Source organism: Nocardia sp. NPDC057440 (genome assembly GCF_042802915.1).
GTDB lineage: Bacteria > Actinomycetota > Actinomycetes > Mycobacteriales > Mycobacteriaceae > Nocardia.
Genome location: NZ_JBHVDF010000002.1, coordinates 207,252 through 219,857 on the forward strand (window position 1 = coordinate 207,252; position 12,606 = coordinate 219,857).

Sequence of the window (12,606 nt, forward strand, 5' to 3'; positions counted from 1 at the left end):
TCGGATGACGGGTGATGCCGCGTCGGCTATCGGTGCCGTGGTGTTCGAGGCGACCAGGATGCGAGGAGCAGGCCACCGATGAGTATGGCGGCCCATAAGAGGTGGGCGGCTGCGGAGATGGCGCGGCGTGTGGAGTGGGATTCGGTGTTCCGGTCGGCGGCGCCGGGCACCCGGTACAGCGCGAGATCGGTGTCGCTGTAGACCGGATTCAGCTGGGCGAGAGCGTTTTTCGATTCGCCGAGTGGACCGGGAGTGGTGCGCTCGAGCAAGACCCAGCCGACACCCAGTTTCGCCAGGTCTGTTGCCGGTCCGCCGCGCAGCAGCAGACTTTCCACCTGCCGCGCGCGTGCGCCTTCGCCCGCGACGGTGCCGCCGTGCACCGGGAGCTCGCCGGTTTGCAGGACATCGTGAGGAAGCATCCGTGGCGCCGGATCCAAAACCGGTGCTCGACCGCTATACGGAAACCGGCGGAACATGCCGCCGGGCAGCACCGCGACATCGCCGGGCTCATCGATCCGCTCCGCGACCCGCTGCCACCCGATCGGATAGTGCACGGGCCGGACGGCGCCACTCACGCCCCATCCGAGGTCGAACAGTGGCAGCGTCAGCAGCGCGATGAATATCGTTGTGGTCAGCGATATCACGGCCGTCGTCGCGCGTCCTTCCGGTGGCCGCGTGACCGTGCTCATCGATGCTGATTCCGTCCGAGGTGCCGTTGCGGCCGTGGTCGAGGGCGCGGCTCTCGGCATCTCATCCGCAGTCTGGCAATGCGGCTGTGACAGTGCGGTATCCGCCGCAGCGCTGTCTTTCGATGCGAACAACTGGGCGACGGCATTGCATCCGGCCGCGGCGCACAGTGCGTATGCGGGCATCGCGAGCGCCACGTATTTCTGGGTGTCGCGGAGCAGACCCGCGCCGGGGACCGAGGTGACGAGCCACTCCAGCACATCCATGCCCCATGCCGTCGCGCCTAACGCGGGCAGTGCGACGGCGACGGCGGCCGAGACCAGCAGCCGTCGCCGCGTCTGCACGCCTGGACGTTGGCAGTCGGTGATGGAATGGGTTCCCGCAGAGGCATTTCCGGCGACAACAGCGCGCAGGCCCGTCGCGACGACAGCGACCAGGAGAAAGGTGCCGACGAGGGCGAGCAGTGTGGTGCGGGAATTCGGAACGGCATCCGAGTTCCAGATGCCGCCGAGCCCGGCCAAGCTGCCGAGTGTGCCGAGGCCGGGTTCGGCGCGGGCGGCGAATGCGGCAATACCTGCCGGGTCGGAGGGTTCGGAACCGGCCGCGGACAGCGCTGTCGCCGTCAACCACGGCGCGGACGCGGCCAGTAGCAGCAGCACCGTCCCCGCCATGTTCCGGCGGCCGACCAGCATTAGCGCCGTGCAGCCTGCCAGCAGTGCGCCCGTCGGCGTGAGCCCCGCAGCGGCGAGGCACGCGGCCAACGCCCCCCAGCGCCCGACCGCCGTCAGCCCTCCGCCGCTTGCCTGGCGATACCTACGGCCGAGCGCATTTGTCGAGCGGCGTGTACCGGCAGCGCCCTGGTGGTGGCCTTGTCGCGCGGAATCGCAGTAGGCAGGGGGATCGTCCTCTGGACGATCGGTCGGGAGTTCGACGTCGGCGGGTCGGCGGGTGCCGCGCGATCGGCGCAGATGCGTGGCTGACCGAATCCGATAGGCGGCCAACGCTGTCCAGGGGAGTGCGGCGTATCCGGCCAACAGGCTCCAATGGCCCTGCAGCAGGCGTTCGGCAACGTAGGGGTTCCACAGTGCGACGGTGGCGGCCACCAGTTGTGGGCCTGTAGTCACCCGAAGCAGTTCGCGGGCCAGTATCGCCGCGCCGTATCCGGCGGCCCACAGCGCGACCAGCAGTATCGCCTTGACGATCAGGCCGCCGTCGACGATCGGTGCCAGCGCCGCGATCAGCGCGTCCTGCGGGACGGCCCGCGCAGCGGCGTCGCCGAGACCGAGAGCGGAGTCCGTGAGATAGGAATGTGGCGTGCTCACCGCATCGCGCAGCAGCAGATAGCCGGAGCCGAGCAGCGGACCGGTGATGAGCAGCGCCAGTATCGCGCTGTAGCCGGCGGGAACCAACCTCGCCCACCGGTCGCGCCGAGCCTGCCCGTCACTCACGGTTGTCGACCCTACGTCCCGGTCGCGAGCTCCGGCGTTGCCGGGGCAAGTCCATGTGCGGGAGCGTTGTGGACGGACTGTGGCGAATTGCCCACTACTGGCCGTGGCCGTGGCCGTAGCGGTAGCGGCGGTGTGGGCGTGTGCCGCTGCGACCGAGGGTGGCTGTGGTTGTGCCGGGTGCGAGGGCTCAGGCAGGTGTGGGCCGGGGCGATACTTCGCCACCGCCGGGGTTGGCTGTGCGGGTGGCAACGACCGGGGCGGGGCGGAGGTGATGGCCGGTGAGGTGGGACTATGGCTGTGTGCCTGATGTCCGTCGCCTTCCCGTTGTGGCGGATCTGACGTTGGTGACAGCGGGAGCCATGACCGCCAATGTGGCGGGGTATCTGCTGCAGCTGCTGGCCGGGCGTTGGCTGGGGGTTACCGGGTACAGCGAGTTCGCGAGTCTGCTCGCGGTGCAGCTGTTGTGTGCGGTGCCTGCGCTGGCTTTGCAGAATGTGGTGGCGCGAGAGTTGGTGCGGGGCGCGAGCGTCGCTGCGCTGCGCGGACTGCAGTGGCGATGCGCGGTGATCGTCGCGGTGGTCGCGGCGGTGCTGGTGCCGCTGGTGACGGTGGCACTGAGTGTCGGAGTCGCTGCGTCGGCCGCCGCGCTCGGTGCGGCGCCCGCGCTGGTGGTGCTATCCGGTGAGCAAGGCATGCTGCAGGGCGGCAGGCGGTTTCGGGCATTGGCTGTCGTTCTCGGCACGGCAGGGGTGGCCCGGGTCGCGCCCGCGCTCGCGGTGCTCGGGCTGGGTGGCGGCGCGGCTGCCGCCTTGTGCGCGGCGGCGCTCGGGATCGCCACGGCGGCGGTTTTCGCGCGGTGTGTAGCCGGGTCACCGCCCGCGCTGTCGCGCACGGGCGGTGCGGCGCTCGACGCCCTCGACCGCGATCCGAGCTTCGTCGGCGTACTCCCGGTGCTGCGGGCCGCACAGGCGCAGGCGGCCTTGATGGCGCTGTCGTCGGCCGATCTGATCGTTGCTCGGATCGTCTTGGGCGAGGAGGACGCGAGCCGGTACGCCCTCGGCGCCATCGCCGCGAAGATCGCCTTCTGGCTGCCGCAGGCGGTCGGTGTGGTGCTGTACCCGCGGATGGCGCAGCCGACGCATTCGGCGCGTGCGATCCGGGACGCGCTCGCGGTGTTGTCCGGCATCGGGGTGGTCGCGGTGCTCGGCGCGGCCGTCGCGGCGCCGCTGGCACCGTTGTTCGCGGGGCGGGACTACGCGCCGATCGAGGGTCTGCTGTGGGTTTTCGCGCTGCAAGGCGCCATCCTCGCGGTGCTGCAAGGAGCGCTGTTGTCGGCGATCGCGGTGGACCGCACCTCGCTCGCCGCGGTGACCTGGGTCGGTCTCGCGGTCGAGCTGACGCTCATGCTGTCGCTGGCCCGCTCGGTGCCGTCGCTGATCACCACCGCCGTGTGCATCGCGGCGGCGACGACGCTCATTGTCGCTCTGGTCGTCTTGCGCACCGCTGATCACGCGCAGCAGGCCGAGCCCAAGCACCTCGCTGGTTGAGCCACGGACGCCGGCCGCGCTCACCTACGATCAGCCCCATGATCACCGCTGTGCACACCCTGGTCTACGCGGAAGATCCCGACGCGGCCCGCGCGTTCTTCCGCGATGTTCTGCGCTGGCCGAATGTCGATGCCGAGAACGGCTGGCTCATCTTCGGAACCGGGCCGAGCGAGCTCGGTGTGCATCCAGCAGAGGGTCCACCGGCGCACGAGATTTCGCTCATGTGCGACGACCTGGACCACACCATTGCCGAATTAGCGGGTCGCGGAGCGCAATTCGAGGGCGATATCGCGGAGCGGGCCTTCGGCCGCTGCGTCGGCATGCGCATTCCAGGCGCGGGGACGATGCTGCTTTATCAACCCCGGCACCCGGTCGCCTATCCCTTGGGTGCGCCGCTGCCCTGAATCCCTCGAAAACGAAATCGGCCCCCGGCGGGAAGCCGGGGGCCGATTTCGACATGCTTGCCGTCAGCGATTTTCGCTGTCAGGGGCGCTTGTTGATATTGATCCGCTCGGTGGGTGCGTCGACCTCGCCACGACGCGGAGCCGGGGTGCCGCCGCGCGGAGCCGGAGTGCCGCCACGCGGAGCCGGGGCGCCGCCACGCGGAGCGGTGGCAGGGCTCGCGTCGCCGCGGATGCCGAGGAAGACACCGGCGATCAGGGCGATCGCACCGAGAACGCCGAGGATGATCGGCATGACTCGGCCGAACAGCGACAGCTTGTCGATGTTCTCCTTGGCCACTGAGATCTGCGACTCGATGGTGTTCTCGTCGAAGATGATGTTCGACTTCAGCGCGGTGATCTCGGGCTTGTCGCCGCTGCGCGCGTAGAACAGGTGCAGCTGCTCGCCACCCTTGATCACGGTGCCGGTATCGGGCTCGACCCACAGGTCGCGGGTGTTGGTGTACCACCGGGTCATGGTGACCGGGGTTTCGCCGCCTTCGACGCCCCACTTGGCGGCGGGCAGGCTCAGCCTGTTGGTCGGCGCCTGCACCACGTCCCACAGGTTCGTGACCGGGACGTGCTGCTGGAAGTGGTAGACCTTCATGCTGTTGAGCTCGGTCTCTTCGACGAAGTTGGCGTCGTAGGTCTTGCGCGCGTTGATGTCGAAGTACGGGTAGCTCTTCTTCTCGGTGCCGATGGGGAATCGGTACTGCAGACCGATGTGCTGAACCGGGTCGGCGATGCTCTCGCCATCCTTGTTCACCGAGACCGCGATGGAGCCGTTGGGCTCCTTGTCGACCGGCATGCCGGTCTTGCGGTCGATGGTGACCCGGTCGACCGTCGCGGTGAGCAGCCCGGTGTCGGCCTGCTTATCGATGCGGCGCAGCGTCTGACCTGCCTGGATGGTCATCTCGCTGGCATCGGAGGGATCTTCGACCGTGAGGAACCGCTGCGAAACCAGCGGCACATTGGTGTCGACCTTGGCCGAGCCTTCGGGTGCCGTGAGCGACTTGGAGTCGAGCACAGAGCTTTCCGAGCCGGGCTGGCTGGTGGCGACGGTAGTGATCTCGAGGTCGAGCGGAGTCTTCGCCAGTTTGCTGACGGTGTACGTCGGGATCATCACCGCTGCGACAATCAGCAACGCGCCGAGACCCACGAGCAGGCAGGCCACCGTCCTTCTGGTTCCGGCACTCAGTGCCATGCAAACTCTCCTCGTCGTAGAACACCGGACATTCCGGCGAGTACTGCGGGCGCACCACGGCACTCGTGAGCCCCGACACTAACAGTCCGGTGTCGTACCATGCGGTGTCGAGGCCAGAATCGTCCCGGAAATCGCCCGAGTTTAGCGCGAAGTGTGAAACATCGGGGTCTCACCCGGGCGAGCGAACAAGGCAGACTGGAGCTCGATGACCGCAACCATGCCCGCGCCGACCGTCGCAGCCACCGCGACGGCCGCACCCACCCGACCCCGCGGCTTCCTGCCCGCGCTGGAAGGCATGCGCGGCATGGCGGCGCTCGGCGTCGTCGTCACCCACGTCGCCTTCCAGACCGGTGCCACGGGAACGCCGGTGTTCGGCCGGATCTGGGAACGCTTCGATATGGCAGTCGCGATCTTCTTCGCGCTTTCCGGTTTTCTGCTCTGGCGTCCGCATGCCGCGGCGGCGCGCGGCCTCGGTGCCTCGCCCACTGTCGGCTACTACCTGCGGCATCGCGCGGCGCGCATTCTGCCCGCGTACTGGGTGGTGGTGTGCGCGGCGTTGATGCTGCTACCCAGCGCGGCGCACACCGCGGGCCTGCGAGTGTGGGTGGCGAACCTCGGTTTGCTGCAGGTGTTCGTGCCGTTGACGCTCACCGACGGGCTCACGCAGATGTGGAGCTTGTCGGTCGAGGTGTCCTTCTATCTTGTGTTGCCGCTGCTGGCATTCGCGTTCGTCCGGTTGCGTGGCGCCGCCGCCCGCTGGCGCGTCCCCGCGATCCTCGCCTTGGCGATGGTGACGCTGAGTTGGAACTTCATTCCGGTGCCGACTCCCGACGCGATTCACTCCGACAACTGGCTGCCCGGCTATCTGCCGTGGTTCGCGGTGGGCATGCTGCTCGCCGAGCTCGCCGATAATGCGGATTCGCTATCGCGCTGGCGTCGGATCGCGGGCAATCAACCGGTGATGTGGGCCGTCGCGCTCGCCGCTTTCCTGTTCTCCGCCACTGATCTCGGCGGCCCCGCCGGCCTGACCCGTGCCGAGCCTTGGCAGTACGCGGCGAAAATGGGCCTCGGCACGATCATCGGCTTCGCCCTGCTCGCGCCCTTGGTGCTGCGATCGCCGACCGCGCGTCCGCACCGGTGGCTGGAATCTTCCGTCGCCGCGACCATCGGCCGCTGGTCCTACGGCATCTTCCTCTGGCATCTGGTCGTGCTGTCGGTTGTCTTCCCAGTCTTCGGAATCCTCCCGTTCCACGGCGATTTCGCCTACGTCCTTGCCCTCACCATCGGCCTCACCCTGCCCGTCGCCGCGGCGGGCTACGCCCTCGTCGAGGAACCGGCCCGCCGTTTCGTTCGCCGCCGTGATCGCGCTCGATCGGCCGGTCAGTCCTCGAGTTGACGGCGCATGTCGAGCAGGTGGTGGCGTAGTTCGTGCAGCGTGTGCACGGCGACCCAGCGCACCGAACGTTCCTGCGGTTCCGGGAAGAGGTAAATGATCGTGCGATCCCAGTCCGCGGCCGCCAACCGGTCGAGCACGTTGGCCAACAGCAGGGCCGCGTCGCCGAGTTGACGGGCCACGTCCGCCGGCCGCTGCTCGGCGTACCCCTCGTGCTCGACGCGCTCATCTCGGCCCATGCTCTGTGCCGTCGGCCTGTCCTCGCGGCGGGTGAGCAGCACCCGCTCACGTTGTGCGAGCAGGACATCCCGCATGTGGCAGGCGTATTCCAGCGGTGACCACACCTCCGGCCGCGCTCGTCGTCGCAGTTCCTCGTGGTCGCCGCGCAGCAGGGTCGCGTACTCCGCGGCATGACCGCGAGCCAATTCCGGCACCGCGCGGGCCATGGCGAGGTCGTAGACGAAGCCGCATTCCGCACAGTCGGTCACGCACTCGAACCTAGCAACTGCGTCGCCGGACCACTCGAAACGCGCAGCGGTGCCGGGCTGGACGGCAGGCGACCCGGAACGCCGTCCATGCCGGGATAGACGCCGGCGGTCCCTCGGTTCTGCTCAGCAGCCGCCCCGAGCCCATGGTCTTCTACCAAGGCCACGACAGATCGAGGCAGCGGACGCCGAATCAGCCGCAGCATCGGATTCGTTCGTGCGCGGCGTGGCAGCGGCGGAGACGTCTCCCGGCTCTCGGCCTGTCCGTGCGTCAGTCGTTCTTGCGCGGTGCGAGCGCGGCGACTCCCACCGCGATCACGGCGATCAGCGCGGGCGCTTGCACCCACAGCGAGCCGCCCATGTATCCGCCGGGAGCACGCCACGGTCCGGTGGACAGCGCCGCTGCGGCGACGGCGGTCCCCAGACCAGCCACGGCCGCAAGGCTTTTCGATACAACGCGGGGGGCGAATCGGGCCCCTGCGATAGCCGCGATCGTCAATACGGTTCCGACCGGACCTGCGATCACGGTGATGGCGGCGGTCAGCCCGATCTCCCCGAGCAGGCGATTGCTCCGGCTGACAGGAGTGGGCTGGTCCTCGGTGCCGGAGGTCCGGCTGTCCGTGGCGAAGCTCCTGTGAGCGGCCTCCGAAGTGGTGCGGCTATCGGTGGAGTCGACGTCTTCGCCGGTGTCGTTGTCGCTGGAGTCGGTGGGGTTGATGTCCGATGCGGTGTGGTCGTCGGTCGAGTTGGTGGGATCGACGTCCGATGTGGTCTGGTGGTCGGCCGAGCCGGTGGGATCGACGTTAGAGGCGGCATCGTCGGCGCGCGAGTCCATGCGGTCGATGTCCGAGTAGGTGCGTTCCACGTCCGCGTCCGGGGGGACGGCCGCATCAGGCGATGTCCCACTGCCGATCGGCTTCCGATGCTTGCGCGACCGAAGCGGGATCGCGAGTGCGACGAGGGGGATCAGGAGCAGCAGCCCACCGAAGATGCCGAGGCGGTACCAGCGATCTGCGGGGAACTCGATGGTGAACGGGCCCTGTGCGGCTGCGGGAACAAGCCAGGCCTGCTGCCAGCCGTCGACGATGACGGGGTCGAGGATGCGGCCGTCCGCTGTGTGCGCCCGCCAGCCGACGTTGTTGCTGAGCGGCAGCACCAGCAGTCGGGTGCCGGGCGTCGACTCTTCTCGACCTCGCGTGCCTGCGTCGGACTCGGGTGTCTGCTGGGCGGCCGGGTCGGGCGGGGTGTCCGAGCCGGCCTGCGCCGGGTTCTCGCCGCCGGTCGTCGCCTCGGTGGTGAGGTCCGTCCGGTCCAGGCGTAGCCGGTCGACGAAGAAGAGATCGGTGGGTGCGACAGTGACGTCCGCTCGGCCGGGTGCGACGGCGATGTCGGAAGTCTCGGAATCGGGCTGGGGTAGTTCGGAATCCGGGCAGACCCGGGCGGCGATCGGTGCGCCGGAGCGTAGTTCGTCGACGGTCGCGGTGAGGGTGGTGTGGACCAGGCGTCCGCCGAGGGCGATCGTGGGCCCGTCCGCGCACGGAATGCTGATCTGCCGATCGAGCGCGGCCGGTGCGGGGTAGTCCGGCCCAAGGACTGTGACCTCCGCGAGCCCGGGTGGCTGGGTGACGACGAAGCCGAGCGCGGTGCGGTCGAGCACGTCTTTCCACGTCTGCACGCTGAGTTCGATGCGGTCGGTGACGCTGGGGTGCAGCGAGATCCGGACGGGTGCGCCCGGCTCTCGCGCCTCGATTTCGCGCACCTGGGGCCCGTCGCCCAGATTGACCACCACCGCCGTGGGTGCGGCGGGCAGCCCGCCCGCGGAGGAGGTCAGTTCCAGTCCGGTCACGAGGGCGGGCTCCGGCAGCTCGATCGTCAGGGTCGGCTTGCCGCCGGTGAGGTTGCGGACCGAGCCCTCCGGTGCGGTCCAGCTGGTGCGCGGATCGCCGTCGGTGGCCGCGAACGCGGAGCCGCGCAGATCACCGACATCGGCCCGGCCGCGGGCCACCGGTCGGGTGCGGTCGGTGAGCAGTGCCGCCAACGCGGGACCCTGCCTGGTGCGGACGGTCAGCTGCGGGGTGACCGTCACAGGTTCGGGAACCGAAATCGTGCGTTCGAAGGCGCCGGGTTCCTCCGGGGCTAGGGCGAGGCCCTTGCTGCACCGCACCCGATCCGGCGCGTCGAAACAGGCACTGCGGCCGGGGAATTCCTGCCCGAGATCCCAAGCCCGCACCTGGGCGCCGGACGGCGGCGGTGGCAGTACGGTCCGATGACGGATGTCGACGCGCACTGGTTTGTCGCGGGTGGTGTAGTCGTCCAGCGTGAGTTCGCTGATGCCGAATTGTCCGCCCCGCGTACCGGTTTCGGTGCGGATGGCGGTGATGGACAGCCAGTTCGTCCGTCCGGCGGGCAGTGAGATGGACACCGGCGCGCCGGGTTCGGATATCCGGGCCGAGACGCTGCCGTTCGCGGTGCGCACCTCCACCCATTTCACCGGGTCGCCGATCGCGGCGGCACTGGTGGACAGGCGCAGCAGTCCGGAGCTGATCGGTTGGTCGAGGTCGAGTCGAAGCCATTGTCCGAGCGCGCGTCCGGTGCCGTTGCTGATCCACGCTGTCGACGGATCGTCGTCGATCACCGCCGCGGTGGAGCTGCCCGGCGCCGCGCCGCCGAGCTGGGTGGCATCGCCTGCCGAGCTGGACGCGGTGATCGTCGCACCCGACCATTCCCCGCGCACCAACTCCGCACCGGGCACCGGGTAGTCCGGCACCAGATTGTGGGTGCGGCGGGCGTCCTCGGGGGCGCGCAGCGCGGAATTATGGTTGTCGACTCTGCCGAAATCGGCTTCCCGGTCCATCGGGGTATCCGTCACGGTCATCGGACCGATCGGCAGCCCGGCTTCGCTCGCGTCGGACGTGAGAAGTACTGGTGTATTGGCCTTTCCGCGGTCGCGACGCAGCCGTTCCAGCACTTCGGGCCCGCCTTGGACCACCGGCACGGTCTCCAGCGGCACGGTGTACGCGCCGGGAAAGGACTTCGGGGCACCCGGCCCGCTGCGCAGGTCGGCGGGAGTTCCCGGCGGCGGCACATCGACCCGGTAGATCTCGATGGCTGGGTAGACGGGTCGCAGGTCACCATCCGCGACCAGGTCCTCGGCGATGACGGCCGTCTCGATGGGTTGGCCGAATTCAATCACCTTCGTCAGCCCCGGCGAGCCGTCGAGCGCCTGGTGCGCCAGTATCGGCCGGGTCGAGCGTGAGGTTTCCGGGTCGAGATCGTTGCGCAGCACCAGGATTCCGATACCCTGATCGGCGAGCGTCGCGGCGAGTCCGGTCGATGGCCTGCCATCGGCGATCAGTCGCTGCACCGAATCCATCGCGCGAATGGTGCCGGGCGGGTTCAGCGGCACGGCGTCGCGCACCGCCCACGGCGTGCTCGCGAGCGCCTGCAGCGGTTCGTCGCGGGTCAGGCCCCATATCTGACTGCCGAACGGTGCGCCGGGCACGATCAGCGCGCGGGTGTCGGAGGCGTTGTGCGCCAGCCAGTCCGCGGTGCGCCGCCAATCGTCGGGGACCTGCTCGTAGGAGCCGCGTGGCGCCAACTTCCCTGTCCACGCCAGCGAGGTGGACAGCGCCAGCGCAGTCAGAATCAGCGCGGCCACCGCCACCGACCGATCCCGTTCCGGATGCGCGAACGCGCTGCGCCACACCGGCATCGGCACCGCGGCGGGCAGCGGCACCCTGGCCAGCAGATGCGCGAGGCCGAGCACAAGGGGCAGCCGGATCAACGGCTCCAGCTTGTGCACATTGCGCAGTGGTGCGCCGCCGGAATCCAGGAAGGTCCGCACCGACTCCGCGAACGGCCCGCTCAACTCGCCCGCGTAACCAGCGCAGATCCCCACGAGGCCGACGATCAGAATGAGCGCGAGCCGTCCCCGATACGGCATCGACCGCATCGCGAGCCCCGCCATCCCCGCCGCCGCGAGCAGTCCGGTCGCGAGTACCGCCGCGGGCTGGGTGACCAGCACCGCGCCCGCGATACGTTCCGGCGACACGAACGGCGTCCAGCTGTCGGTGCCGCGCAGCACCTCACCGAGCGACGCCCACTGCGTGGTCACCCCGGAGGATTCGATGTAATCCAAAAATGGCGGACTCACCTTGCCGAGCAGCAGCAGCGGCACCGCCCACCAGAACGTGGCGAGCATGAGCAGCGGAATCCACGCCCGGGTGAACCGCCACCAGTCACGATTCGCCTGAGAGGACGTCGAACGAGCACGCTCGGCGCCGGTTGCGCCCGGGTGTCGCGCTTGCCTGGGTAGCGGTGAGCCGCTCGCCGCTGAGGCGTTGCCGGGCCGGGTTCGGTCCGCGCCTTGCGCCGGAGATGAGGTAGCCGCCGCTGATGCGCCGTCCGGCGTGCTCCGTCGAGACGTGCGCGCCGGGTTGAACAGTGGCGAGGCAGCCGCCCACCACAACAGTGCGGGCAGGAAAGCGGCGACGGTCGCCACCGCGTTGACCGAACCCATCAGCGCGAGCGCGAGCGCGCTGCCCGCGGGGGAGGTCGCGCCGCGGCGGCGGCGGTAGGCGGTGCCGAGCGCGGCGGGACCGAGCAGGACCCACGGTGCGAGCATCATCGGCAGCGTCTCCGAGGAGATCGAGCCGAGGGTGGTCAGTACGCGCGGCGACAGCGCGAAGGCGACGGCCGCGATGATGCGCGACCCGCGGCTGCCGATGCCGAGTGTCTCGCAGAGCCGGATGATGCCCCAGAACCCGGCGAGCAGCAGCAGCGCCCACCAGATCCGTTGTGTCACCCAGGCGGGCAGACCGAGCACATGCCCCGCGGAGAAGAACGCGCCGTGCGGAAAGAAGTACCCGTACGCCTGGTTCTGCACCTGGCCCATGGGGGACTGACTGCTCCACAGGTGGGCGGCGCGTTCGAGGAAGCCCAGCGGATTCTGCGCCAGGTCGTACTTGGTGTCGGCGACCGTGCGGCCGGGCGCCTGCAGAAACGTCAGCAGGAACGCCGCGACCACGGTCCCGGCGAACCACCGTCTACCGAGCGGGGCGTCGCCGATCTCGCCGCGACCCGAGCCGTGTGGCCCGCCGTCCCGGCTCGGCGCCGCTACGGAGGAGCCGAGCGAGTCGGCGGATGAAGCGGAGGTCAGCGGCTGCCGTACTCGACGCTGTTGAGCAGCGATGAGTCGGAGTCACCGCCGTGGTCGATGTCCGGACGCGTGTTCTGCTGCACAGCCACGGTGATGATCAACACCGCGATCGCACCCAGCACAGCGCCGGCGACCGCACTCGCAACACCAGGGACGGCAAACTTCATCGCGGTACTCCAATACATCGATGCAGGCATATTCCGGGTCAACCTAGCAGTAAGACCGCGCTTCGCGTGCGTTCAGG

General features: G+C 69.2%; 7 protein-coding genes and 1 pseudogene. 3 read left to right on the forward strand and 5 right to left on the reverse strand.

Features of this window, described 5'->3' with window-relative positions; translation table 11 throughout:
* Positions 1-26 precede the first annotated feature (26 nt).
* Positions 27-2,135: a hypothetical protein gene (locus ACFU4Z_RS04020; RefSeq protein WP_379059565.1), complete on the reverse strand. Its 2,109-nt coding sequence runs from the start codon at positions 2,133-2,135 to the stop codon at positions 27-29.
* 299 nt (positions 2,136-2,434) lie between these two features.
* On the opposite strand from ACFU4Z_RS04020, the gene ACFU4Z_RS04025 reads away from it, so the two are divergent.
* Positions 2,435-3,682, forward strand: a complete 1,248-nt coding sequence (locus tag ACFU4Z_RS04025) for a polysaccharide biosynthesis protein (RefSeq protein ID WP_379059566.1) — start codon at positions 2,435-2,437, stop codon at positions 3,680-3,682.
* A 38-nt stretch (positions 3,683-3,720) separates the two neighbouring features.
* Positions 3,721-4,086, forward strand: a complete 366-nt coding sequence (locus ACFU4Z_RS04030; RefSeq protein WP_379059569.1) for a VOC family protein — start codon at positions 3,721-3,723, stop codon at positions 4,084-4,086.
* Positions 4,087-4,165: 79 nt separating this feature from the next.
* On the opposite strand, the gene ACFU4Z_RS04035 is transcribed toward ACFU4Z_RS04030, so the two are convergent.
* Positions 4,166-5,326 (reverse strand): DUF3068 domain-containing protein, encoded by a 1,161-nt coding sequence (locus tag ACFU4Z_RS04035; RefSeq protein ID WP_379059570.1) that lies wholly within the window; start codon positions 5,324-5,326, stop codon positions 4,166-4,168.
* Positions 5,327-5,531: 205 nt separating this feature from the next.
* Between ACFU4Z_RS04035 and ACFU4Z_RS04040 the strand changes: the two genes are divergently transcribed.
* The gene (locus tag ACFU4Z_RS04040; RefSeq protein ID WP_379059572.1) at positions 5,532-6,722 is read left to right on the forward strand and encodes an acyltransferase family protein; all 1,191 of its coding nucleotides are present in this window, start codon (positions 5,532-5,534) and stop codon (positions 6,720-6,722) included.
* Here ACFU4Z_RS04040 and ACFU4Z_RS04045 read toward each other — a convergent pair.
* From ACFU4Z_RS04045 to ACFU4Z_RS04055, 3 genes and pseudogenes are all read right to left on the reverse strand, one after another.
* Positions 6,707-7,165: a DinB family protein gene (locus ACFU4Z_RS04045; protein WP_379060329.1), complete on the reverse strand. Its 459-nt coding sequence runs from the start codon at positions 7,163-7,165 to the stop codon at positions 6,707-6,709. The genes ACFU4Z_RS04040 and ACFU4Z_RS04045 overlap by 16 nt on opposite strands.
* 973 nt (positions 7,166-8,138) lie before the next feature.
* Positions 8,139-12,230, reverse strand: a pseudogene (locus ACFU4Z_RS04050) (alpha-(1->3)-arabinofuranosyltransferase family protein); the annotation flags it as partial.
* Positions 12,231-12,358: 128 nt separating this feature from the next.
* Entirely contained in the window at positions 12,359-12,529 is a 171-nt protein-coding gene (locus tag ACFU4Z_RS04055; RefSeq protein ID WP_379059574.1) for a DUF2613 domain-containing protein, read from the reverse strand.
* Positions 12,530-12,606: the final 77 nt, after the last annotated feature.

Bases quoted from the DNA above. Each gene is read 5' to 3' on its own strand.
- ACFU4Z_RS04030 (WP_379059569.1), top strand. From the start codon at position 3,721: ATGATCACCGCTGTGCACACCCTGGTCTACGCGGAAGATCCCGACGCG.
- ACFU4Z_RS04035 (WP_379059570.1), bottom strand. From the start codon at position 5,326: ATGGCACTGAGTGCCGGAACCAGAAGGACGGTGGCCTGCCTGCTCGTG.
- ACFU4Z_RS04040 (WP_379059572.1), top strand. From the start codon at position 5,532: ATGACCGCAACCATGCCCGCGCCGACCGTCGCAGCCACCGCGACGGCC.
- ACFU4Z_RS04045 (WP_379060329.1), bottom strand. From the start codon at position 7,165: ATGGCCCGCGCGGTGCCGGAATTGGCTCGCGGTCATGCCGCGGAGTAC.
- ACFU4Z_RS04055 (WP_379059574.1), bottom strand. From the start codon at position 12,529: ATGAAGTTTGCCGTCCCTGGTGTTGCGAGTGCGGTCGCCGGCGCTGTG.